This window comes from Kitasatospora terrestris (genome assembly GCF_039542905.1).
Classification (GTDB): Bacteria; Actinomycetota; Actinomycetes; order Streptomycetales; family Streptomycetaceae; genus Kitasatospora; species Kitasatospora terrestris.
In genome coordinates this window covers 3129309-3152501 of record NZ_BAABIS010000001.1, presented here as the reverse complement: position 1 = coordinate 3152501, position 23193 = coordinate 3129309, and the positions used below count along the sequence as shown (strand labels likewise).

General features: G+C 72.6%; 18 protein-coding genes and 2 tRNA genes. 8 read left to right on the top strand and 12 right to left on the bottom strand.

All coding sequences use genetic code 11. From position 1 onward, the window contains the following. Positions 1-4 precede the first annotated feature (4 nt). The gene (locus ABEB06_RS14330; RefSeq protein ID WP_345697248.1) at positions 5-1264 is read right to left on the bottom strand and encodes a polysaccharide deacetylase family protein; all 1260 of its coding nucleotides are present in this window, start codon (positions 1262-1264) and stop codon (positions 5-7) included. 170 nt (positions 1265-1434) lie between these two features. After that, positions 1435-2031: a DedA family protein gene (locus tag ABEB06_RS14325; RefSeq protein WP_345697247.1), complete on the bottom strand. Its 597-nt coding sequence runs from the start codon at positions 2029-2031 to the stop codon at positions 1435-1437. 397 nt (positions 2032-2428) lie between these two features. On the opposite strand from ABEB06_RS14325, the gene ABEB06_RS14320 reads away from it, so the two are divergent. Then, on the top strand, positions 2429-3490 hold the full coding sequence (locus tag ABEB06_RS14320) for an LLM class flavin-dependent oxidoreductase (RefSeq protein ID WP_345697246.1): 1062 nt from the start codon (positions 2429-2431) through the stop codon (positions 3488-3490). A gap of 52 nt (positions 3491-3542) precedes the next feature. Here ABEB06_RS14320 and ABEB06_RS14315 read toward each other — a convergent pair whose 3' ends face one another. Continuing rightward, positions 3543-5393 (bottom strand): putative bifunctional diguanylate cyclase/phosphodiesterase, encoded by a 1851-nt coding sequence (locus ABEB06_RS14315; RefSeq protein WP_345697245.1) that lies wholly within the window; start codon positions 5391-5393, stop codon positions 3543-3545. Positions 5394-5724: 331 nt separating this feature from the next. Then, positions 5725-6150, bottom strand: a complete 426-nt coding sequence (locus ABEB06_RS14310) for an OsmC family protein (RefSeq protein ID WP_345697244.1) — start codon at positions 6148-6150, stop codon at positions 5725-5727. A 202-nt stretch (positions 6151-6352) separates the two neighbouring features. Between ABEB06_RS14310 and ABEB06_RS14305 the strand changes: the two genes are divergently transcribed. Then, entirely contained in the window at positions 6353-6730 is a 378-nt protein-coding gene (locus ABEB06_RS14305; protein WP_345697243.1) for a chorismate mutase, read from the top strand. Positions 6731-6813: 83 nt separating this feature from the next. Next, a complete protein-coding gene (gene lepB / locus ABEB06_RS14300) occupies positions 6814-7416 on the top strand; it encodes a signal peptidase I (protein WP_345697242.1) in 603 nt (200 codons plus the stop codon). A 47-nt stretch (positions 7417-7463) separates the two neighbouring features. On the opposite strand, the gene ABEB06_RS14295 is transcribed toward lepB, so the two are convergent. Both ABEB06_RS14295 and ABEB06_RS14290 read right to left on the bottom strand, forming a co-directional pair. Then, positions 7464-8324 (bottom strand): EamA family transporter, encoded by an 861-nt coding sequence (locus ABEB06_RS14295; protein WP_425559773.1) that lies wholly within the window; start codon positions 8322-8324, stop codon positions 7464-7466. Between the two features lie 133 nt (positions 8325-8457). After that, the gene (locus tag ABEB06_RS14290) at positions 8458-10716 is read right to left on the bottom strand and encodes a transglycosylase domain-containing protein (RefSeq protein WP_345697240.1); all 2259 of its coding nucleotides are present in this window, start codon (positions 10714-10716) and stop codon (positions 8458-8460) included. Positions 10717-10828: 112 nt separating this feature from the next. Between ABEB06_RS14290 and ABEB06_RS14285 the strand changes: the two genes are divergently transcribed. Then, positions 10829-11644: an ATP-grasp domain-containing protein gene (locus tag ABEB06_RS14285; protein WP_425559622.1), complete on the top strand. Its 816-nt coding sequence runs from the start codon at positions 10829-10831 to the stop codon at positions 11642-11644. Positions 11645-11692: 48 nt separating this feature from the next. Here ABEB06_RS14285 and ABEB06_RS14280 read toward each other — a convergent pair. The 6 genes from ABEB06_RS14280 to ABEB06_RS14255 form a co-directional block, all read right to left on the bottom strand. Further along, positions 11693-11766, bottom strand: a tRNA-Lys gene (locus tag ABEB06_RS14280). A 99-nt stretch (positions 11767-11865) separates the two neighbouring features. Further along, positions 11866-12438: a hypothetical protein gene (locus ABEB06_RS14275; RefSeq protein WP_345697238.1), complete on the bottom strand. Its 573-nt coding sequence runs from the start codon at positions 12436-12438 to the stop codon at positions 11866-11868. A gap of 61 nt (positions 12439-12499) precedes the next feature. Then, positions 12500-12573: transfer RNA gene (locus tag ABEB06_RS14270), tRNA-Lys, on the bottom strand. 311 nt (positions 12574-12884) lie between these two features. Beyond that, positions 12885-14906: an ABC transporter ATP-binding protein gene (locus tag ABEB06_RS14265; RefSeq protein ID WP_345697237.1), complete on the bottom strand. Its 2022-nt coding sequence runs from the start codon at positions 14904-14906 to the stop codon at positions 12885-12887. Further along, positions 14903-15805, bottom strand: a complete 903-nt coding sequence (locus ABEB06_RS14260; RefSeq protein WP_345697236.1) for an ABC transporter permease — start codon at positions 15803-15805, stop codon at positions 14903-14905. Before ABEB06_RS14260 ends, ABEB06_RS14265 begins: the two co-directional genes overlap by 4 nt. Further along, positions 15805-16788 carry an ABC transporter permease gene (locus ABEB06_RS14255; RefSeq protein WP_345697235.1) on the bottom strand — a complete coding sequence of 328 codons (984 nt, stop codon included), beginning with the start codon at positions 16786-16788 and terminating at the stop codon, positions 15805-15807. Before ABEB06_RS14255 ends, ABEB06_RS14260 begins: the two co-directional genes overlap by 1 nt. A 258-nt stretch (positions 16789-17046) precedes the next feature. Here ABEB06_RS14255 and ABEB06_RS14250 point away from each other — a divergent pair, with 258 nt between their 5' ends. The 4 genes from ABEB06_RS14250 (at position 17047) to ABEB06_RS14235 (ending at position 23148) form a co-directional block, all read left to right on the top strand. Then, a complete protein-coding gene (locus ABEB06_RS14250; RefSeq protein ID WP_345697234.1) occupies positions 17047-18747 on the top strand; it encodes an ABC transporter family substrate-binding protein in 1701 nt (566 codons plus the stop codon). Positions 18748-19138: 391 nt separating this feature from the next. Then, positions 19139-20266 (top strand): low temperature requirement protein A, encoded by a 1128-nt coding sequence (locus ABEB06_RS14245; protein WP_345701841.1) that lies wholly within the window; start codon positions 19139-19141, stop codon positions 20264-20266. Positions 20267-20295: 29 nt separating this feature from the next. Then, a complete protein-coding gene (locus ABEB06_RS14240; RefSeq protein ID WP_345697233.1) occupies positions 20296-20934 on the top strand; it encodes a pentapeptide repeat-containing protein in 639 nt (212 codons plus the stop codon). A 162-nt stretch (positions 20935-21096) separates the two neighbouring features. Next, positions 21097-23148 carry a phosphocholine-specific phospholipase C gene (locus ABEB06_RS14235; protein WP_345697232.1) on the top strand — a complete coding sequence of 684 codons (2052 nt, stop codon included), beginning with the start codon at positions 21097-21099 and terminating at the stop codon, positions 23146-23148. Positions 23149-23193 lie beyond the last annotated feature (45 nt).

Genomic DNA, 23193 nt, shown 5'->3' with positions numbered 1-23193 from the left:
GATCTCAGCCGGCGGTGCCGAGGAAGGACTGCCAGCCGCCGGCGGGGGCCTGGCCCACGCCCAGGGTGCGGAGCTTGCGCAGGGTGGACTGGTCCTGGACCTCCAGCCACTCGACCAGCTGCCGGAAGGACACCAGGCGGACGTCCGGCTTGCCGGCGATCTCCTTGACGGTCATCTCCACGGCGTCCATGTAGATGCCGCCGTTCCACTGCTCGAAGTGGTTGCCGATGAAGACCGGGGCGCGGTTGGTGGTGTACGCGCGGTTGAAGCCGGCCAGGTAGGCGTCGCGGGCCTGGGTGCGCCACGCGTCGTACTTGGCCGGGTCGCCCTTGGTGGAGCCGCCCGACTGGTTGGCGAGGATGTTGTAGTCCATCGAGAGGACCTGGAAGTTGTGGCCGGGGAAGGGCATGCCCTGCAGCGGGAAGTCCCAGATCTTGCCGTCCTGCACCTTCTGCGGCCAGATCTGCAGGCCGCCGGGGGAGCTGGCGTCGTACTTCCAGCCGAGCTTGGCGGCGGTCGGCAGCAGGGCCTTCTGGCCTTCGAGGCAGGGGGTGCGGCCGCCGATCAGCTCCTTCTTGTAGTCGAAGGGGAGCGGGTCGACGTCGGTGAAGCCGGTGTTGGTCTTCCACTGGGTGACGAAGCCGACGGCCTGCTGGATCTCGTTCTCCCAGTCCTCCGGCGTCCACTTGTTGACGCCGTTGCCGTCGGAGCGGGTGGAGCAGAAGTGGCCGTTGAAGTGGGTGCCGATCTCGTGGCCGGCCAGCCAGGCCTGGCTGATCAGCTTGAGGGTGCTCTTGACCGCGCCCTCGGACAGGAACGGGATGTCGGAGGCGCCGACGCTGTGCTTCGGCGGGTGGTAGAGGTTCGACTTGTCCTTCGGCAGCGCGTAGATGCCGGACAGGAAGAAGGTCATCGCCGCCTTGTGCTCCTGAGCGAGCTTGAGGAAGCGGCTGAACTGGCCGTCGTCGGTGCCGCCGGCGCCGTCCCAGGAGAAGACCACGAACTGCGGCGGCGCCTCGCCGGGCTTGAGCTTCTCGGGCTTGGGCTGGTTGGGCTGGGGGCCGGTGTCCGCGGTGGAGCCGTCGCCGATCGGCGTGCCCTTGGCGGTGGACTTGGCGGGGGCCGCGGGGACCGCGCCGTCCCCGGCCTGGCCGCCGCTGCCGCTCCGACCGCCGCTACCGCCGGTGGAACAGGCGCTGACGGCGCCCAGGGCCGCGGTGGCTGCCGCGCTGCTCAGGACGGTCCTGCGCGAGATGGTGCTCATGGTCTCCCCTGCCGCGAAAATCGGGACATTCGGCCGTTAATGCCACCCAAGGATGGTACGGGCCGCGGACGGTGCCGGCGGCTTCCGTCCTCCACCACGCGAACGGGGACGCGCCGGATCCCGGACCGGCCGGTCTGTTGCCGTCCTGAGACAGAGACGGGCAGAAGGGGTCAGACCGCGAGCTCGCGGCGGCGGCGCCGGACCAGCTGGGCGATGCCGCTGCTGATCGCGGTGGCCGCCGCACAGGAGATCGCGAAGCTCAGCCACGCGGTGTCGAACCAGTGGCTGTTCAGCCAGCCGAGGCTGACGATGTAGCCGGCCCACAGCACGGCGGCCACCGCCGACCAGCGTAGGAAGGTCCGGGAGAGGTCGGGGGAGTGGCCGACGGCCAGGTCGAGCACGGTCCGCCCGGCGGGGACGAAACGGGCGACGATCACCAGCGCGGCGGCCCGCCGGGTGGTCCGCCCGGCGAAGCTGCGCTGGACGCGTTCCACGCTCGCGGCCAGCTTCGGCCGGTGGGCGAGGCGCCGCTGGACGGTGGGGGCGCTGCGCCGGGCCAGCTGGAGCAGCAGCAGGTCGCCCAGGAAGGACGCGGTGGCCACCCCGGCGGCCAGCAGCAGCGGGGAGCCCTCGGTCTGCGAGGTGCGCAGCACCGCGAGGATCACCAGGGTGCCGCTCGGGATGAAGGGGAGCAGGGCGTCGCCGAGGACGGCGACGAGCGCCAGCGCGCAGATCCACGCCGGCCCGATGACCGCGATGGCGTCCAAGGTGGTACTCCCTCCGTACCGCCCCGGGGAGGTCGGTACTGCGGGTGACAACGCTAGCCCCTGAACCTTTCATGCCCTGAAGCACCCCCCTGTGGCGCGGCTCACCGGGGCCGGGGCGTGCGAAAGCCCCCGGGCGGGGTGCCGCTCCGGGGGCTCATGGATCGAACGACGCTGGTCGAGCCCGTCGATCGGACGCAGGTGTGCGGGGTGCGGGTATGCAGCCCGCACTGATCACCAAGCATGCCCTGCCCGGGGCGGTGCGCGGAGCCGTCGGGCCTGGCGACTTCCCGCGCTGGCGTGAGTCCGCCACGCTCCGTCGCCGCCCGGGTACACCGGGAACACCCGGCGGGCGGCGGCGGTTGTGCACCGACGGCACGGATACGAGAGGACGGATCGGATGAGCAGCGCAGAGGACCGCGCGGAGGAGATCAGGGGCCGGGCGGCCGGAACGGCACCGGCCCCGCTGTCGATCCTGGACCTGGCCACGGTCGGCGCCGGGTACAGCCCCGGGGAGGCACTGGCGGCCACCACCGAGCTGGCCCGCAGCGCCGAGCAGTGGGGGTACCACCGCTTCTGGGTGGCCGAGCACCACGGCATGCCGGGCGTCGCCAGCTCCACCCCGGCGGTGCTGCTGGCCCACCTCGGCGCGGCCACCTCGACCCTGCGGCTGGGCTCCGGCGGCGTGATGCTGCCCAACCACGCGCCGCTCGCCGTCGCCGAGCAGTTCGGCCTGCTGGAGGCCCTGCACCCGGGCCGGATCGACCTGGGCCTGGGCCGCGCCCCCGGCACCGACCAGGCGACCGCGCGGGCGCTGCGCCAGGGCCGCACCGACGGCCCGGAGGACTTCCCGGCCCAGCTCGCCGAGCTGACCCACTTCCTGGACGGCGACTTCCCGGACGGCCACCCGTACGCCCGGCTGAGCGCCGTGCCGCAGGGGCCGTCCCGGCCGCCGGTGTGGCTGCTCGGGTCGTCCGGGTTCAGCGCCCGGCTGGCGGCCCGGCTCGGGCTGCCGTTCGCCTTCGCGCACCACTTCAGCGCGCAGAACACGGTGCCCGCGCTCGACCTGTACCGGGAGGAGTTCCGCCCCTCCGCGGTGCTGGAGAAGCCGTACGCGCTGATCGGGGTGAGCGCGGTGGCGGCGGACGGCGAGGCGGCCGCGGTGCGCCTGGCCCGCTCGGCGGGGCTCGCGATGCTGCGGCTGCGCCAGGGCCGGCCGGGCCTGATCCCCACCCCGGCGGAGGCCGAGGCGTACCCGTACAGCGAGGTGGAGGCGGAGTTCCTGCAGAGCTGGCTGGGCAACGTGGTGCTCGGCGAGCCCGCCCGGGTCGCCGAGGGGCTGGAGGCGCTGCGCCGGCGGACGGGCGCGGACGAGCTGATGGTCACCTCGCACATCCACGGGCACGAGGCGCGGCTGCGGTCCTACCGGCTGATCGCCGAGGCGTACGGGCTGACGGGCTGACGGCTGACGGGTCGACCGGCCGGAGGGCCGACGGGCCGGGAGGCGGTCGGGCTCAGGGGCGCGGGCGGTTCTCGCGCAGTATGGCGGCGACCAGCTCGGCCTCGCCGGGGCGGGCGAAGTACCAGCCCTGCGCGGTGTCGCAGCCGGTCAGCCGGAGCCGTTCGGCCTGGGCGGCGTTCTCGATGCCCTCGGCGGTGACGGTCAGCCCGAGGGCGTGCGCCAGCTGGACCATCGCGCCGACGATCTGCTCGTCGGCGTCGGCGCGGTGGCCCGGCGGCGGCTTGGCGCCTTCGCGGAACGCCTCGATGAAGGTGCCGTCCAGCTTGAGCACGTGGACCGGCAGCCGGGAGAGGTAGGCGAGGTTGGAGTAGCCGGTGCCGAAGTCGTCGATGGCGATCCGCACGCCCATGTCGGCGAGCTCCTGCAGGGCCTGCGAGGGGCGGCCGCCGGGGCCGAGCACGGCGCTCTCGGTGATCTCCAGCTGGAGCAGCCGGGCGGGCAGGCCGGTGAGCTCCAGCACCCGGGCGACGTCGCCGACGATGTCGGAGTCCCAGATCTGGCGGGCCGCCAGGTTGACGCTGACGAAGGTCTCGGTGTCGGGGAACTCGGCCAGCCAGCGCCGGGCCTGACGGCAGGACTCCTCCAGCACCCACCGGCCCAGCGGCACGATCGCCCCGGACTCCTCGGCGAGCGGGATGAAGCGGTCCGGCGAGAGCGTCCCGTACCGGGGGTGAACCCACCGGACCAGGGCCTCGGCGCCGCGCACCGCGCCGTCCGAGAGGCCGACCAGCGGTTGGTACTCGACGGTGAACTCGCCGCGCTCCAGCGCCGGGCGGAGCGCGGTGGCGAGCAGGTGGCGGGTCAGCTGGTCGGCGCCGCGGTCCTGGTCGTAGAGCGTCCAGCGGGCCCGGCCGTCCGCTTTGGACCAGTACAGCGTGGAGTCGGCGTCCCGCAGCAGGTCGGTGGGGGTGGAGCCGCGCACCGGGCGCTCCACCACGCCGATCGACGCGGTGACCACCAGCCGGTGCCCGGCCACCTCGAAGGGCCGCTCCAGCGCCTCGATCAACGCCCCCGCGAGAGCCGTGAGTTGCTCGCCGCCCCGGCTGTCCGTCACCAGCAGCGCGAACTCGTCGCCGCCGAGCCGGGCCACCGACTGGCCCTCGGTGCGGGCGAATCCGCGCTCCAGCCGGTCCGCGACGGCGACCAGCAGCTGGTCGCCGATCTGGTGGCCGAGCGTCTCGTTGATCGCCGCGAAGCCGTCCAGGTCCACGTAGCACAGGCCGACCCGGCGGGGGGCGCCGGTCTCCGGCGCGTCGAAGACCGCCTGCAGCCGCTCGAAGAAGAGCGTCCGGTTCGGTAGCCGGGTCAGCGGGTCGTGCAGCGCCTGGTAGGCCAGCCGGTCGCCGAGCTTGCGCTGCTCGCTGACGTCCTCGAACATCGCCAGGGTGTACTGCGGCTGCCCGGCGTCGTCGCGGATCAGCGAGATGGTGACGCGGGACCACACCTCGTGGCCCGCCCGGTGCTTGAGCCGCTTCTCCACCACCACCCGGTCCCGCTCGCCGCGGACCAGCTCCCGGTAGAGCCGGCGGGGCGTCTCCTCCGGGTCGATGACGGTGTGGATGTGCTGGGACACCAGGTCCGGCACCTCGCGGCCGAGCATCGCCGCGAACGCCGGGTTGATCTCCAGGAACAGGTCGTCGGTGTCGATCAGCGCCATGCCGATCCCGGCGTCCAGGAACGCCGCCCGGAACCGGGATTCGCTCGCCCGCAGCGCGGCCAGCAGGTGCTCGGTGTCGCCGCCGATCAGCGTGCCGCAGGTCGCGCACGGGGCCTGCACGGCCTCTGCGGTGAGCGGGCCGGCACGGTGCGTGCCGTGGAGGTGGCGCAGGGGATCGTGCCGCACGCCCAGTCGGTGTGCGTCGGCCCCCTCGTTCCGGCCCGGCACGGCACGCTCCCGTCCGCTGACACTGGTCCACGGTCGGCTGCCCGAACCGCGGTGGCGGGCGGCGAGCGGTGCTCGGGACGCCTCGGGCCACTGCCGCTGATCATAGATCGCGCGCCGAACCGGTCGCGACCGCCGGCAGGGTGATTCGGCGGGTTTCGCGCAGAGCGTGTGCGCATGCGGCGGAAGCGGCGACGGGAACGCCGGCGGGAACGGCGACGCCCCCGGGGTCCGCCGCGCGGGCGGTCCGGGGGCGCGTGGTCCGTCCGGGATGTGACGGATCGTGCGGAGATCAGCCCAGGCTGGCGGTGAGCGTGATCGTGGTGCCGGTCAGCGCCTTGCTGACCGGGCAGTTGGCCTTGGCGTCCTCGGCCAGCTTCACGAAGCCCGCCTCGTCCAGGCCGGGGACCTCGCCGACCACCGTCAGGTGGACGCCGGTGATGCCGGTGCCCGGCTGGAACGTCACGTCCGCCTTGGTGTGCAGCGCGGTGGGCGGGTTGCCGGCGCCGGCCAGGGCGTGCGAGAGCGCCATCGAGTAGCAGGCGGAGTGCGCGGCGGCGATGAGCTCCTCGGGGCTGGTCTTCCCGTTCGGCTCCTCGGAACGGGCCGGCCAGGACACCGGGTAGGTGCCGATGCCGGAGGAGTCGAGGGTCACCTCGCCCTTGCCTTCGAGCAGGTTGCCCTGCCACTCCGTGTGCGCGGTACGGGTGGTTGCCACGGGGGATACCTCCTGTGCTGGGGGCTGTACGTGCCGTGCCACCCACCCTAGTCCGTTCGGCGTTCCACATCGTGGACTTGGGCCGATATGCGGGGGAGTCGGCAGGTCGTCCCCTGTTAGATTGGCGCTGGCCCGACGATCGCCGCCCCCCTGGGCCCGCGCCGGGCGCGCCGCCCCTGCCCCGCGAAGCCCCGGAGCCCCGATGACGGACCAGCCCACGACCCCCGCCGCCACCGAGGGGATCGGCCAGTCCGTACGGGCCGAGCTGACCGCCCTGCGGCAGTCGATCGACAACATCGACGCCGCCGTCGTCCACATGCTCGCCGAGCGCTTCAAGGCCACCCAGAAGGTCGGGGAGCTCAAGGCCGAGCACCGGCTGCCGCCCGCCGACCCGGCCCGCGAGCGCGAGCAGATCAAGCGGCTGCGGGAGCTGGCCGCGGGCGCGCACCTCGACCCGGTCTTCGCGGAGAAATTCCTCAACTTCATCATCGCCGAGGTGATCAGGCACCACGAGGCGATCGCCGAGGACGCGGCAGGGGACTCGACCGGCGGCTCGGCCGGGGACGTCAACGCCGGTTAAAACCCGGATTTCGCCGGGGCGGGCGGGCACGGCTAGCGTGCTGTCCTTCGACGCTCCCGGCCCGGAAAAGGCGGTACGGCCCGATGGCCAAACGGAAGCCCTGGTGGATCGAGCTCCCGGTGATGGCGGCCGTCGGTCTCGCGATCGCCCTGCTGATCAAGACCTGCCTGTTCCAGGTGTTCTCCATCCCGTCCGGCTCGATGGAGAACACCCTGAAGGTCGGCGACCGGGTCGCCGTCGACAAGCTCTCCCCGCTGTTCGGCTGGGAGCCCGAGGCCGGGGACAAGATCGTCTTCCGCGACCCGGGCGGCTGGCTGCCGCCCGAGCCCGAGCGCGGCGCGTTCGCGAAGGGGCTCAGCTTCGTCGGGCTGCTGCCGCCCGCCGGTGACGAGTACCTGGTCAAGCGCGTGATAGCGACCGGCGGACACACGGTCGCCTGCGCCGGCACCACCCTCACCGTGGACGGCCACGCGGTGGCCGAGCCCTACCTGCACCCCGGCGACGACTCCTGCGCCGGCCTCGACTTCGGCCCGGTCACCGTCCCGGCCGGGTACGTCTGGGTGGAGGGGGACCACCGCAGCGACTCCGCGGACTCGCGCTACCACCGCGACGGCGCGGCCGGCGGCGCGGTCCCCGTCGCGGACGTGGTCGGCCCGGTCCGGGCCGTGGTCTGGCCGCTGTTCTGAGAGTCTCCCCGAGCCCCTGGAAACACGTTCCTTCCGGCCCCCTCCGGCTACTTCCCCCGCTGGGCGGCGAAGGCGCCGGCGAGGACGAGGGTGCCGCCGAGGATCTGGGGGGTGCCCAGGTGCTCGCCGAGGAGGATCCAGGCGAGGACGGTGGCGACCACCGCTTCCAGGTTGGCGACCACGCCGGCGACCGGCGGGGAGAGGTGCTGGACGGCGATGACGCCGGTCAGGTAGGCGAGGACGGTGGCGATCAGCACCATCCAGGCGGCCGGGAGCGCGGCGGGCAGCGCGTGCCCGTTCATGGTCACCGTGCCGGTGAGCACCGACCAGTCGGCCTCCCACGGCCGGGTGGCGACGGTGAGGACGAGTGCGCCGATCAGCAGGCCGTACGCGCTGACGGCCATCGGGTCGACGGGCCTGTCGCCGCGTCGGCCGGCGTCGGCGAGGACGAAGTAGCCGACCTGGCAGCAGGCGGCGCCGAGCCCGAAGAGCACGCCGAGCGCGTCGAACCGCAGCCCGTTCCAGACCTCGACCACGCAGGCGAGCCCGGCGACGGCGACGGCCGCGCCGATGGTGGCGCCGCGTCCGACGGGCTTGCGCTGCACGAACTTCACGTAGCCGAGCAGGAGCGGCGGCCCGAGGTACTCGATCAGCAGGGCGACGCCGACGGGGATCCGGGAGATGGAGGCGAAGTAGCAGGCCTGGACGCCGGCCACGGCGAGCAGGCCGAAGCCGATCAGGACGCCGGGCCGCTGCCGCACGGCGGCGCGGTGCTTCCAGGCGAGCGGCAGCAGGACGGCGGCGGCGCCGGCGACCCGCAGCCAGACGGTGTGGAGCGGGGAGAGCCCGGCTTCGATCAGGGGTTTCGCGGCGGTGCCCGATCCGCCGAAGGCGAAGGCGGAGACCAGGGCGAGGGCGAGTCCGGCGGTGAGGGCGGGCCGCGCCGCGGCCGCCGGGGCGGCGGGCGGGGCGTCGGTGGAGGGGCGGGTCTGGCTGGGCACCGGGGCATTGTGTCAGCCGGACCCGCCCCTTCGTAAGGTGCTATCTCGCAGTTTGGTCCTGCTCGACCCGGGTGGTGCCGTCCACGGCGCCCTCCCCGTCGGGCGACGGGGTCTGGGTGGGCTTCCTGGTCGCCGAGGCACCGCTGCTCGGCGTGGCGGTGGCGCTCTGGGTGCCCGGGCTGCTGGGGGTGCGGCTGGGCCGGCGGCCCGGGGTGGTCGCGGTGCCGCTCGGCGTGGCGTCCGGGCCCTGCGCGGACGGGGTGGCCGGGGCGGTGGGCGTGGACTCCGGGGTCGCGGACGGCGAATCGCCGGGCGTCGCCGACGGGGTGGAGGCGGCCGGGCGGTGGGCGGCCTCGGCGAAGTCGCGGACCGGCTGCCCGGCGAGCGCGGACTTCATGTACGCCGTCCAGATCTGCGCCGGGAAGCGGCCGCCGGCCGCGCTGCCCTGGCCGCCGACGCCGTCCAGGGAGACCTGGTTGCCGGTGGTCGGGTCCTGGCCGAACAGGCCGACCACGGTGACCAGGTCCGGGGTGTAGCCGGCGAACCAGACCGACTTGGAGTCGTCGGTGGTGCCGGTCTTGCCGGCCGCCGGGCGGTTCAGCGCCGCGGCTCGGTAGCCGGTGCCGCCCTGGTCGTCGATCACGCCGCGCAGGATCGAGGTGGTGGCCCGGGCGGCGTCCTGGGAGATCGCCTGGGTGGCCTTGTGCTCGGGCAGCGCGACCTGCTCGCCGCCCTGCTGCAGGCCCTTCACCAGCCACGGGGTGATCTGCTTGCCGTCGTTGTCGATGGTGGCGTACGCCCCGGCCAGCTGCAGCGCGCTCGGCGTGGAGGTGCCCAGCGGGATCGAGGGCAGCGCCTTCAGGTTCGGGGTGGACTCGGGCAGGCCGAGCGCCACCGCGGTCTGCCGGACCTTCTCCAGCCCGGTGTCCTGGGCGAGCTGCACGAACGCCGAGTTGACCGACCAGTCGGTGGCCTGCTGCAGGCTGATCTGCCCGTAGCTGCGCTCGCCTTCGTTCGGCGGCGCGTACGGCACGCCCTTGGCGCCCTTCACCGGACGGCGGTTGGTGCCGTCGTAGACGGTGTCGGCGGTGATCCGCTCGCCGGACTGGGTGCGGGCGCCGCTGTCGAGGGCGGCGGCCAGGGTGAGCGCCTTGAAGGTGGAGCCCGCCGGGTAGTCGGTGCGGGTGGCGTTGTCGATCCAGTGCTTGGTGGCGTCGGCGCCGCCGTACAGCGCGACCACCTGGCCGGTCTTCGGGTCGACCGAGACGGCGCCGGCCTGGGCGGCGGCGTCCGCCTTGCGCTTGGCGGGGTCGAGGCTGTCGGTGAGCTGGGCCTGCACGGAGTCCTGCAGCGCCTGCTGGCGCTCGGCGTCGACGGTGAGGGTGACGGTGTAGCCGCCCTGGGCGAGCTGCGCCTCGCTGACGATGCCGTTCGAGGTGAGGTAGTCGGTGGCGGCCTGCACCAGGTAGCCGGCCTGGCCGGACAGGCCCAGCGCGCTCTTCGGCGCCCGCACCTCCGGGAAGGCGGTGTCCGCGCGGTCGGCGGCGGACATCCAGCCCTTCTGCACCATGCCGTCCAGCACGTAGTTCCAGCGGGCCACCGCGCGCTCCTTGCCGGCGGCGGAGGCGGTGGAGACGTCGTACGCGCTGGGGGCGTTCAGCAGGGTGGCGAGGTAGGCGCCCTGCGCCGGGTCCAGCTTGTCGGCGTCCACGCCGAAGTAGGCCTGTGCGGCGGCCTGGATGCCGTACGCGCCGCGGCCGTAGTACGAGGTGTTGAGGTAGCCGGCCAGGATCTCGTCCTTGGACTCGGTCGCGTCCACCTTCATCGCGATGAAGACCTCCTTGACCTTGCGGCCCAGGGTCTGCTTCTGGTTGAGGTAGGCGTTCTTCACGTACTGCTGGGTGATGGTCGACCCGCCCTGGGTGCCCTCGCCCTTCGCGGTCTTGAGCGCGGCCCGGGCCATGCCCTTGAGGTTGACCGCGCCCTCGCCGTAGAAGTCGCGGTCCTCGGCGGCGAGCGCGGCGTGCTGGGCGTCCGCGGAGACCTTGTCCAGGCCGACGATGGTGCGGTTGGTCTGGCCGGTCCGGGCGAGCACCGAACCGTCCTGGTAGAGCCAGGTGTTGGACTGCGCGGTCGCGGCGGCGTGCGCGTCCGGGACCTGCACCAGGGCCACCCCCAGCGCGAACAGGCCCACACCGAGGACCATCGACGCGACCAGGCCGGCCAGCGTCGTCCTCCAGGTCGGCACCAGGCGGCGCCAGCCGGTGCGCTTCGGCCGTTTCTTCGTACTTCGGGGCACCTTGGGCTGCTCTCCTCGATTGATCGACTTGTCTGATGTTAGGGAACTATGTCCTATTTCTCCTAAGTTGATCTTTAAAGTCCGCTGAGAGCACCGGGGTAGGGTGCCGGGCATGAAGCGTCCGAGCATCCTGTACGTGACCGACCTCGCCTACCCCGCCAGGGGGCGCCGCTACGGCGACGAGGACGTCGCGCTGACCGCGCGGCTGCGCGAGGAGTTCGACCTCGCGCTCTGCCACCCGCTGGACGCGCTCTCCCTGATGGACGGCTTCGACGCGGTCGTGGTTCGCAACAGCGGCCCGGTTGTGAACTATCTCACCGCATACGAAGAGTTCCGGGCCGAGGCCGGGCGACGCGGCACCCGGGTCTACAACCCGCTCACCGGGCGCGGCGACACGGCCGGCAAGCAGTACCTGCTCGACCTCACCGCCGAGGGCCTGCCGGTCATCCCGACCGTCGACCGCGCCGACGCCCCGCTGCCCGACGCCGCGCAGTACGTGGTCAAGCCCAAGGACGGCGCCGACTCCATCGGCCTGGTCTTCGCCACCCGCGAGGAGCTGCCCGCGGCGGCCGTCCCCGGCAGCCTGATCCAGCCGCGGATCGACTTCCGGTACGAGGTCTCCTTCTACTACGTCGACCGCGACTTCCAGTACGCCCTGTACGCGCCCGACCCCGACCGCCGCTGGGAGCTGCGGCCCTACCCGGCCACCGCCGAGGACCTCGCCTTCGCCGACCGCTTCGTCGACTGGAACGGCCTCCCGTACGGCATCCAGCGCGTCGACGCCTGCCGCACCCCGGAGGGCGGGCTGCTCCTGGTCGAGCTGGAGGACCTCAACCCGTACCTGTCGCTCGACCTGGTCGACCCGGCGACCCGGGAGCGCTTCGCCGCGGCGACGGCGGCCTCGATCCGGCGGATGCTGGCGGGCTGAGACACGACGAAGGCCCTCCCGCGTGAGCGGGAGGGCCTTCCGTGTCTGTGCGCCGCCAGGGACTCGAACCCCGGACCCGCTGATTAAGAGTCAGCTGCTCTAACCAACTGAGCTAGCGGCGCCTGCTGACAGGCAAGACCATACACGCTCGGGCCCGAGGTTTGAAATCCGGTTGATCCGGGAAGCCGTTGCCGCGCGGCAGGGCCACCGCCACCGGGCGGTCAGGCGGGGTCCGCGGCCCAGATCCTGCGGGCGGCGAGGGCCTTCTTCCGGCTCGCCGCGGCGCTGAGCGAGCGCAGGCCGAAGACCACACCGACGAACGCGGTCACGCCGAGCTGGACGGCCACCGCCCGGGTGGTGTCGTACGGCCAGCACAGCGGGACGGCCAGGAACGGCAGCAGCAGGGCGATCCAGGTGGCCACCGGGTTGTTGCGGATCTGCTCGTGGCGGACGAGCGAGGCCAGCCCGGGCAGCAGCTCGGGCGGCACGGTGACGGCCGAGTGCGCCGGCCAGCCGGGCGGGGTCCAGCCGTACGGGGCCTGGACGCGGGCGACCGGGACCGGGCAGTCCGGGTCGGAGACCGGGTCGCGGAGCCAGGCGAGCCGGCGGCCGGCCTCCGGGCGGGTGTCCCGGACGAAGGTCAGGTCGTGTCCGACGTGGTCGGCGGAGACGGTCTTGAAGGCGTACCCGTGCAGGTGGGCGAGCCAGACCGCGGTGGTGGTGAGCTGCTCGTCGGTGCGGAACGAGACCTCGGGCCGCCCGTCGAAGTGCTGTGCGTACGTGTTCAGGTCCATCTGCGCCCCCCGCGCGTATGCAGAAGGCCCCCCGCGTGGTGCGGGGGGCCTTCCGTGTCTGTGCGCCGCCAGGGACTCGAACCCCGGACCCGCTGATTAAGAGTCAGCTGCTCTAACCAACTGAGCTAGCGGCGCCTGCTGACCCGGAGAACATTACACGGGCCGGGCCGATCGGCCGAATCGTGAGCGGGCGGACACGGCCGGTGAGCGGGGCCCAGGACGGCGGGCCCGCTCGGCGGGCGGCGCGGCGCCTACTCGCGGGTACCGGCGATCTCGACGGCCCGGCCGCGGATGGTGTTCCAGGCGGAGAGCACCGCGGCCACCACGAACAGCACCTCGGCCACCCCCAACGGGGGCAACCAGGGCTGGGTGTGACGCCTCCCCGGCGCCGCACCCCCCGCTGAGCCCCTCGGATCTCCCCCGACCGAGGGGCTCCGCCCTTCGCGTCACCCCCGCTGCGGGTGGTGGCAGGCGGCGACGTGGTCCACCCCGGGACCGGTCGGCCCGGCCGTCGGGGACTCCCGCTCGCAGCGCGCCCGGTCCGCCGGATCGCCCAGCGCCGCGTAGACCGGGCAGCGGGCCCGGAACCGGCAGCCCTCGATCCGCTCGCGCGGCGACGGCGGGTCGCCGGGCAGCAGGATCCGGCTCCGGCCCCGCTCCGCCGCCGGGTCGGGCAGCGGCACGGCCGACAGCAGCGCCCGGGTGTACGGGTGCCGGGGCCGCTCGAAGACCTCGGCCACCGCGCCCGCCTCGACCGTGCGGCCCAGGTACATCACGCTGACCCGGTCGGCCAGGTGGCGCACCACCGACAGGTCGTGCGAGACGAACAGGTACGCCAGCCCCAGTTCGGCCTTCAGCCGCTGGAGCAGGTTGAGCACCCCCGCCTGGATCGACACGTCCAGGGCCGACACCGGCTCGTCCAGCACCAGCAGCCGCGGCCGCACCGCCAGCGCCCGGGCGATCGAGATCCGCTGCCGCTGGCCGCCGGAGAACTGGTGCGGGTAGCGCCCGGCGTGGTCCGCCTCCAGGCCGACCTGGCGCAGCAGTTCGGGCACCCGGCGGTCGATCTCCGCCCGCTCGGCGCCGTGCGCCCGCAGCGGCTCGGCGACGATGTCGCCGACCGGCATCCGCGGGTCCAGCGAGGCCATCGGGTCCTGGAAGACGATCTGCACGGCCCGCCGCAGCTCCCGGACGCCGGCCCGGTCGAGGCCCGCGACGTCGCGGCCGAGCAGCTCGATCCGACCGCCCTCGGGCCGCCGCAGGCCCAGCAGCTCGTACAGGGTGGTGGACTTGCCGGAGCCGGACTCGCCGACCAGCCCGAGGGTCTCCCCGCGGCGCACCGCCAGGTCGACGCCGTCCACCGCGTGCACGGTGCCGACCCGCCGCTTGAAGACGGCGCCCTTGAGCACCGGGAAGGTCTTCACCAGGCCGTCCACCCGCAGGATCTCCTCGCCGGGCGGTTCGGCGGCGGGCACCGGCGGCACCGGGTAGACCTCCTCGGGCCGGGGCCCGCGCGCGGCCAGCTCCTCGGAGCGGACGCAGGCCGCCAGGTGACCGTCCGCCCCGGCCAGCGGCGGCTCGGCGGTGCGGCAGCGGTCCTCCACCAGCGGGCAGCGCGGTGCGAACGGGCAGCCGGTGACCGTGCCCGGCGCGGGCGGGCTGCCGGGGATCGGCACCAGCGGCCCGCCCCGCCCGTCCAGCCGGGGCACCGCCCCGATCAGCCCGAGGGTGTACGGGTGCCGGGGCCGGGCGAAGAGCTCGTCCACCGGCGCGGTCTCCACCACCCGGCCCGCGTACATCACGGCGACCCGGTCGGCCGTCCCGGCGATCACCCCGAGGTCGTGGCTGACCAGCACCAGCGCGGCGCCGGTCTCCCGCTGCGCGGTGCGCAGCACGTCCAGCACCTGGGCCTGGATGGTGACGTCCAGGGCGGTGGTGGGCTCGTCGGCGAGCAGGATGTCGGGGTCGTTGGCGATCGCCATGGCGATCATCGCGCGCTGGCGCATGCCGCCGGAGAACTCGTGCGGGAAGGCGTCCAGGGCCTTGTCCGGGGCGGGGATGCCGACCAGGTCGAGCAGTTCGGCGGCGCGCCGGCGGGCGGTGGTGCGGTCCAGCTTCCGGTGGATCCGCAGCGCCTCGGTGATCTGCTCGCCGATCCGGTAGACCGGGGTGAAGGCGGAGAGCGGGTCCTGGAAGACCATGGCGACCCTGCGGCCGCGCACCTTCGCCAGTTCGCGGCCGGGCAGGCCGACCAGCTCGCGGCCCTCCAGCCGGACCGAGCCGCGCACCCGGGCGGCCTTCGGCAGCAGGCCGAGCACGGCGAGCGCGGTGACCGACTTGCCGGAGCCGGACTCGCCGACGATGCCGAGGGTCTCGCCGCGGCGCAGCGTCAGGTCGACGCCGCGGACGGCCGGGGCGCTGCCGAAGTCGACGGCCAGGCCGCTGATGTCGAGGAGGGGGGTGGTCACGTGCCGCTCCGGTCGGAGGTCGGGTCGAGGGCGTCGCGCAGTCCGTCGCCGATCAGGTTGACCGCGAGGACGAAGAGCACCAGCAGCCCGGCTGCGAAGTAGAACAGCCAGGGGAAGACCGGTGCCTGGTCGGTGCCGGCGGCCAGCAGGGTGCCGAGCGAGACGTCCGGCGGGCGGACGCCGAAGCCGAAGTAGGAGAGAGCGGTCTCGCTCATCACCGCGCCGCCGACCGCCAGGGTGGCGTCGATGATCAGGAAGGAGGAGACGTTGGGCAGGATGTGCCGCAGCACGATCCGCAGCGGCGCGACGCCCATGTAGCGGGCGGCGCGGACGAATTCGCGGTCCCGCAGGGAGAGCGTCATGGAGCGGACCACCCGGGCGGTGACCATCCAGTTGAACAGCGCCAGCAGCAGCACGAAGGCCAGCCAGCCAGCGCCGCGCAGCTTCGGCGAGACGATCGCGATGATCAGGAAGCTGGGGAAGATCAGCAGCAGGTCGACCAGGAAGACCAGCACCCGGTCGGTCCAGCCGCCGAAGTAGCCCGCGCAGGCGCCGACCAGGCCGGCCAGCCCGGTCGACAGCAGGGCCACCAGCAGGCCGATCACCAGCGACTTCTGCAGCCCGCGCAGGGTCTGCGCGAAGACGTCCTGGCCGATCCCGTTGGTGCCGAACCAGTGCGCGGCGGACGGCGGCTGCCGGATGGCCGCGTAGTCGGGCGCGGCGTAGTCGTACGGCGTCAGGTACGGGCCGAGGAAGGCCAGGGCGAACAGCAGCAGCACGATCGCGCCGCCGACCAGCACGCCGCGCGCGGCCCGCAGCCGGGCCAGCACCAGGCGCAGCCGGCCGGTCGGGACGGCGGGGCGCGGTCCGGCGGGGGCGGTGGGGAGGACGGCGGTCATCAGTACCTGACCCTCGGGTCCAGGGCGGCGTGCAGGGCGTCGGCCAGGAAGCCGGCCGCCAGCACCGCCACGGCGGCGAACAGGTTGACCGCGACCACCGAGTTGACGTCCTGCTCGTTGATCGCCTGGATGAACCACTCGCCCATGCCGTGCCAGGCGAAGATGGTCTCGGTGAAAGCCGCGCCGGTGAGGATCGCCAGGAAGCTGTAGGCGAACATGGTCGACATCGGGATGATCGCGGTGCGCAGCCCGTGCCGGAGCAGCGCCCGGCCCCGGGTCAGCCCCTTGGCCTCGGCGGTGCGCAGGTAGTCGGAGCCGAGCACGTCGAGCATGGTGGAGCGCTGGTAGCGGCTGTAGGTGGCCAGCCCGCCAAGCGCCAGCGCGAGGGTGGGCAGCAGCAGGTGCAGCCCCCAGTCGGCCAGGTGGGCGCCGGCGCCGCCGGTCAGCCCCGGGGTCTCGTACCCGACGAAGGGGACCACCTCGTGCCCGGCGGCGTCCTTGGCGGCGATCGCGCCGTTCTTCAGGAAGAGGGCGACCAGGAAGACCGGCATGGACAGCAGGACGAAGGAGAGCACGGTCAGCGCCCGGTCGGAGAAGCGGTACTGGCGGACCGCGCCGAAGGCCCCCGCGGCGACGCCGAGGACCATGCCGAGCAGGCTGCCGAGCAGCAGCAGCCGCAGCGAGACCCAGATCCGGCGGCCGAACTCCTCGTTGACGGAGGTGTCGTGGATGGTCCGTCCCAGGTCGCCGCGGAGCAGCAGGCCCCCGGACCAGGTGGCGAAGCGCTCCACCACCGGGGTGCGGTCGTTGATGTTGAGCGCGGTCAACTGCCGGTCCACCGAGGCGGCGGACGGCCTGGGCTGCTTCGCCTCGAAGTAGGTGCGCGGGCCGAGGGCGGCCGAGGAGAGCGCGTACGCCAGGAAGACGGCGGCCACCAGGAGGACGGCGTAGTAGCCGAGGCGTTTGGCGAGATAGCGAATCACTTCGCACACCTGCGGTGCATGGTCGTATGCCTTCGGTCGGGTGAACGGGCAGGTCAGAGTTTTGCAGCGGACTGCGGACGGGACATTGCGGAAGTGTTGCGCAGCGTTTCCGTCTGATCAGGAATGAACTCCGGTATCTGGTCGTGGTGTTGTTTCACTGTTAGCTTCTCCGGGCAGGGCATCCACTTGAATGCCCACGTTCAACTGTCGCCACACCTGACAGCCCGTACTCCTCGACAACCCCCTGGGGGCACCCTCATGAGCGCATCGACCACCACCCGCAGACTGGGCCGCGCCGCGGCCGCCGCCCTCGCCGTGGCACTGGCCGCCACCGCGTGCAGCTCCGGTTCCGGCGGCTCCGGCGACGTGGCGAAGAACGTGGTCCCCACCCAGGACGCCGAGGACAACAACCCCCAGCCGCTGGAGAACATCAAGGACGGCGGCGAGTTCCGCCCGCCGCTGCAGCAGTGGATCACCCAGTGGAACCCGTACCAGGTCGACGGCACCTACGGCGACGCGGTCGAGATCATGGGGTACCTGGAGGCCAAGCTCTTCCGCAGCGATGCCAAGGGCGTCTTCCACGAGGTGCCCGAGTACCTGCAGTCGGCGAAGGTCACCTCCACCTCCCCGCAGGTGGTCACCTACAAGCTCAACCCCAAGGCCAAGTGGTCGGACGGCAAGCAGCTGGGCTACCAGGACTTCAAGGCGGTCTGGGAGGCGTCCAACGGGAGGAACACCGCGTACAACCTCTCCGACTCCTCCGGCTACGAGCAGATCTCCGCCGTCGAGCAGGGCGCCGACCCGACCGAGGTCAAGGTCACCTTCAGCGAGCCGTACGCGGACTGGCAGAACCTCTTCAACCCGCTGCTGCCCGCCTCCGGCCTCTCCACCCCGGAGGCCTTCAACGAGGGCTGGGTGGAGAAGGTCCCGGTCTGGGGCGGCCCGTTCAAGCCCGGCACCCTGGACAAGGCCGCGCAGACCATCACCCTGGTCCCTAACCCCGACTGGTGGGGTCCGAAGCCCAAGCTGGACCGGATCACCTACCGGGTGCTGGCCTCCCCGGCGATCACCCAGGCCTTCCTCAACAACGAGGTGGACTACGCGAGCGCCGGCGCCGCCTCCTCGTACGGGCAGCTCAAGGACGCCAAGGACGGCGTGATCCGCACCGGCACCCCCTGGGACGAGGTGCACATCTCCTTCGGCGGCAACGGCGCGCTGGCCGACCAGGGAGTGCGCCAGGCGCTCGGCAGGGCGCTGGACCGCTCCGCCCTGATCAAGATCGTGAACCAGGGCGTGCCGGTGGAGTTCAAGCCGCTCGGCAACCACCTCTTCATGACCAACCAGAACGGCTACCGGGACAACGCCGGGGACTGGGTGAAGTTCGACCCGGCCGCCGCCAAGGCCCTGCTGGACAAGGCCGGCTGGAAGGAGGGCGCGGCCGGCCAGCCGCGCACCAGGGACGGGCAGCCGCTGGAGCTCCACTACGTGCTCAGCGACGGCTCCACCCAGGCCCAGGTCGACATGGCCACCGCCGTGCAGAACATGCTCCAGCAGGTCGGCGTGAAGCTCTCGGTCGACAAGGTGCCCAGCAAGGAGTACTTCACCAAGTACGTCAACCAGGGCAAGTTCGACCTGGCCAGCTGGCGCAACACCGGCTCCTTCCCGCTCTCCAAGGGCGTCGCCAACTACCGCGCCCCGCAGGGCGACAACGTCTTCGGCAACTTCTCCAAGCTGGCCACCCCGGAGATCGACGCCCTGCTGAAGAAGGCCGCCGCGACGCTCGACCCGGCCGAGGCCGCCGAGCTCTACAACGAGGCGGACGTGAAGATCTGGGAGCTCGCCCACACCGTCGAGCTCTACCAGCGGCCCAGCATCGTCGCGGTCCGCAAGGGCCTCGCCAACTACGGCGCCGGAAGCCTCGCCGACACCGACATCACCAAGGTCGGCTGGCAGAAGTGACCCGCGTCCCCCGGGGGGACGACGAACAGCAGGCGGCACTGGCGGACAGCGCGGTGATCACGAGGAGTTCAGGCAGACGGACGCGGGGAGCGGCGGTCCCGCCCCCGTGCCCGCTCCATCGTCCTTGACCTTCCGCGTTGCCCGCAGACCGCCCGTGTCGTCGTTCTACTTCCGGAGGGAATCTAGCGGGCCGATCGGGACGGACGGGACAACGTGCACAGGCGCGTCCCAGGTGTCACCCGGTTCGCGCACTACGCCGTCAACTCTGCCTGACGATTACTCATATCGGGTGGAACCGGACGTTTCGGCGTGCCGTGTCGCTTGCGTGCGGCCGGGCCGGAGCGGTGCCAGGATCACCCCCGTGACCGAACCCTTCCAGGTGCTGCGCCCGATGCGCGCCCGCAGCCGCGACGAGGACCACCGGGCCGCCACCCCGCTGGAGCTCTTCTTCGACCTCTGCTTCGTCGTCGCCGTCGCCCAGGCCGGCAAGCAGCTCGCCCACGCCGTCGCCGAGGGCCACGTCGGACACGGCGTCTACGGCTACTTCATGGCGTTCTTCGCCATCTGGTGGGCCTGGATGAACTTCACCTGGTTCGCCTCCGCCTACGACTGCGACGACGTGCCGTACCGGATCACCACCCTGGTGCAGATCGCCGGCGTCCTGGTCCTCGCGGCCGGCGTGCCGCGGCTGTTCGACCAGCAGGACCTCACCCTCGCGGTGGTCGGCTACCTGCTGATGCGGCTCGCCATGGTCACCCAGTGGCTGCGCGCCGCCCGCTCCGAGACCGGTGGCGCCCGCACCATGGCACTGCGCTACGCGGCCGGCATCACGGTGGTCCAACTCGGCTGGGTCGCCGTGCTGTTCGTCCCCGAGGGGGCGGCCAGGACGGCCGTCGTCCTGCTCTGCATCCTCGCCGAGCTCGCCGTCCCCGCCCTGGCCGAGGCCAAGGTGCAGTCCAGCTGGCACCCGCGCCACATCGCCGAACGGTACGGGCTGTTCACCATCATCGTGCTCGGCGAGACCGTCGCCGCCGCCACCGTCGCCATGCAGACCGCCCTGGACGAGCACGAGGCCCTCGACGAACTGCTGCCGATCGCCGGCGGCGGCCTGCTGATCTGCTTCGGCGCCTGGTGGATCTACTTCGCCGAGCCCATCCACCAGCACCTGCGCTCCAACCGCCAGGCGTTCCTCTGGGGCTACGGCCACTACCTGGTGCTGGGCTCGGCGGCGGCGGTCGGCGCCGGTCTGGAGGTCGCCATCGAGCACGCCGTCGGCCAGGCCCACCTCTCCGCCACCGCCGCCACGGCGGCCGTCACCGTGCCCGCCGCGCTCTACCTGCTCACCGTCTGGGCGCTGCACTCCCGGCACGTGAAGCAGGGCGCCGCCCAGGCCGTCCTCCCCGTCTCGGCCGCCGCGGTGCTCGCCTGCACCGCCCTCGGCGGGGCCGGGGTGCTCGCGGCCGGCCTGGCGGTCGCCGCCACGGTCGCCGTCGGCACCGCCCTCGCGACGCGGGGGTGATTGTCCGAGGCCGTCCGTAGGATGCGGTGGTGCAGCTCGAAGACCTTCCGTACGCCCACCTGCTCCAGCCCCACGCGGGCCCGCTGCGCGCCGACGCGCGCTACGACACCGTCCACTTCGACGGCCCGCAGAGCGGCTCCGCCACCGGTGCCCGGTTCCTGGAGTGCGCGTTCACCGGCACCGCCCTGGACGGGGCGAAGCTGCGGACGGCCGCCTTCAACGAGGTCTGGGTGCAGGGCAGCCGCTGGGTCGCCTGCGACCTCGCGGACAGCGACTGGCAGGACTCCCGGCTGGAGGGCACCGTGCTGGCCGGCATCGCCGGGTACGGCTCGGCGCTGCGCCGGGTGGTCTTCCGCCAGTGCAAGCTGGAGGCGGTCAACCTGCGCGGCGCGACCCTGCGCGACGTGGTCTTCGAGGACTGCCTGCTGCGCGACGTGGACCTCGGCTCGGGCGCCAGGCTGACCGACGTCTCCTTCCCCGGCTCCACCCTGGAGGAGGTGCGTCTCGGCGGCTCGCAGCTCAAGCAGGTCGACCTGCGCGGCGCCGTCCGGCTCCACCTCCCGGACGCCGTGCCGGGTCTCTCCGGGGCGATCGTCTCCACCGGGCAACTCTTCGATCTCGCACCCCAGTTGGCGGCTGCCCTGGGGATCGAGGTCAAGGACCGTTAACCCGCCCGCCGCTCGGCGATGACTCGGTGAACAGTCCAACAATCCTTGACGCAAAGTCATAGCCATACGGCCCGACCTGCGTGAAGATGCTCGGCGTTCGATGGCGTGAGCACAACGTGTGTGAACAACATCATCACCGGGTCGAAGGGACGGACGGGTCGGATGGCTGCTCTGAGTCGTAGGAAGTTCATGGCGCTCTCGGCGAGCGCCGCCGCGGGTGCGGCAGTGGCGGGGACCGGCGCGGTGGCGGGCTCGTCCCCGGCCGCGGCCGCCGGGCTCTCCACCACGGGCACGATCACCGATGCGAAGCACATCGTGATCCTGATGCAGGAGAACCGCAGCTTCGACCACTACTTCGGGATGCTGAAGGGCGTCCGCGGCTTCGCCGACCGCAGCGCGATCCAGATCGCCGGCGGCTACAGCGTCTTCAACCAGCCGAACGGCCTGTCCCGCCAGTACCCGTGGCAGTTCAGCCTGACCAAGCCGGCCGGCGGCGCCGACCCGGAGCGCCTGGCCCAGTGCAACGGCGACCTGGCGCACGGCTGGTCCGACCAGCACAAGGCGTGGAACAACGGCAAGCTGGACTCCTGGGTCTCCGCCAAGGGCAACGTCCGCACGCTGGGCTTCCTGACCCGCCAGGACATCCCGTTCCACTACGCGCTGGCCGACAACTGGACCATCAACGACGCGTACCACTGCTCGGTGATCAGCGCGACCGGCCCGAACCGCACCTACCACTGGTCCGGCCAGATCGACCCGGCCGGCACCGCGGGCGGCCCGGCCTACGACGGCGGCGACGAGAGCGGCCTGCGCTGGCAGACCTACGCGGAGGCGCTGGAGAACGCCGGCGTCAGCTGGAAGGTCTACCAGAACGCCGCCGACAACTACGGCGACAACGCCCTCGCCTACTTCACCGCCTTCACCTCGGCCCCGGCGGGCAGCCCGCTCGCGGTCAAGGGCATGGGCTCCGTCCCCAAGGTCACCGGGAGGACCCCGGACGACATCGTCGCCGCCATCAAGGCCGACGTACTGGCCGGCACCCTGCCCCAGGTCTCCTGGATCGTCCCCGACCAGGGCTCCTCCGAGCACCCGTACTCCACCCCGGCCGACGGCGCGCACTTCGTGCACAACGTGATCGACGCGCTCAACGCCGACCCGAACGTCTTCAACTCGTCGATCCTGTTCCTCAACTACGACGAGAACGACGGCTTCTTCGACCACGTCCCGCCGCCGGTCGCCCCGGCCGGCACCGCCGGCGAGTTCTACAACGGCACCAGCATCGGCCTCGGCTTCCGCGTCCCGATGATCGCCATCTCGCCCTGGACCCGCGGCGGCTGGGTCAGCTCCGAGGTCTCCGACCACACCTCGGTGCTGCGCTTCCTGGAGAAGTGGACCACCGCCATCGGTAAGCCCGCGACCTGCCCCAACATCAGCGCGTGGCGCCGGAAGGTCTGCGGCGACCTGACCGGCATGTTCGACTTCGCCAACCCGGTGTACGGCCTGCCCGCGCTGCCCGACACCTCGCAGACCATCGGCATGTCCGCCTGCGGCCCGCTGCCCAACCCGGCGCCGATCGACAACAAGCTGCCGCTGCAGGAGGCGGGCACCCGCCCGGCCCGCGCCCTCCCGTACCAGCCGGCCGCCAACCTGGACCACCTGGAGTTCGGCTCCGGCGGGGTGATGAAGGTCTGGCTGAAGATGACCAACCAGGGCAGTGCCACCACCCACTTCGCCGCCTACGCCAACGCCTACCGCTCCGGCGGCCCGTGGCAGTACACCGTCGACCCGGGCGGCTCCACCAGCGACTTCTTCAACTGCGGCACCAACTTCGGCAACGGGCCGTACGACCTGTCGCTGATCGGCCCCAACCGCTTCCTGCGCCGCTTCAAGGGCGACGCGACCAAGGCGGGCAAGGACGTCGCCGTCACCACCTCGTACGCGGCCGCGCCGGACACCGGCAAGCTCGCGCTCTGGTTCAAGCTCGCCAACACCTCCGCCGCCGCGGTGACCTTCACCGTCACCTCCAACGGCTACCGCTCCGACGGCCCGTGGACCTACACCGTCCCGGCCGGCGGCTCGGCCGACGACTACTTCAACGTGGTGGCCTACGCCAACGGCTGGTACGACTTCACCGTCACGGTGAGCTCGGACGCGAGCTGGTCGCAGCGCTTCACCGGCCACCTGGAGAACGGCGCCGCCTCGATCAGCGGCTGACCCGGCCGGTCACGCGGCGGACGGGTACCGGGGGTCGGCGGCGAT

Coding starts and splice junctions, on each gene's coding strand:
- ABEB06_RS14330 (WP_345697248.1), bottom strand. CDS start 1,264: ATGAGCACCATCTCGCGCAGGACCGTCCTGAGCAGCGCGGCAGCCACC.
- ABEB06_RS14320 (WP_345697246.1), top strand. CDS start 2,429: ATGAGCAGCGCAGAGGACCGCGCGGAGGAGATCAGGGGCCGGGCGGCC.
- ABEB06_RS14305 (WP_345697243.1), top strand. CDS start 6,353: ATGACGGACCAGCCCACGACCCCCGCCGCCACCGAGGGGATCGGCCAG.
- lepB (WP_345697242.1), top strand. CDS start 6,814: ATGGCCAAACGGAAGCCCTGGTGGATCGAGCTCCCGGTGATGGCGGCC.
- ABEB06_RS14285 (WP_425559622.1), top strand. CDS start 10,829: ATGAAGCGTCCGAGCATCCTGTACGTGACCGACCTCGCCTACCCCGCC.
- ABEB06_RS14275 (WP_345697238.1), bottom strand. CDS start 12,438: ATGGACCTGAACACGTACGCACAGCACTTCGACGGGCGGCCCGAGGTC.
- ABEB06_RS14260 (WP_345697236.1), bottom strand. CDS start 15,805: ATGACCGCCGTCCTCCCCACCGCCCCCGCCGGACCGCGCCCCGCCGTC.
- ABEB06_RS14250 (WP_345697234.1), top strand. CDS start 17,047: ATGAGCGCATCGACCACCACCCGCAGACTGGGCCGCGCCGCGGCCGCC.
- ABEB06_RS14245 (WP_345701841.1), top strand. CDS start 19,139: ATGCGCGCCCGCAGCCGCGACGAGGACCACCGGGCCGCCACCCCGCTG.
- ABEB06_RS14235 (WP_345697232.1), top strand. CDS start 21,097: ATGGCTGCTCTGAGTCGTAGGAAGTTCATGGCGCTCTCGGCGAGCGCC.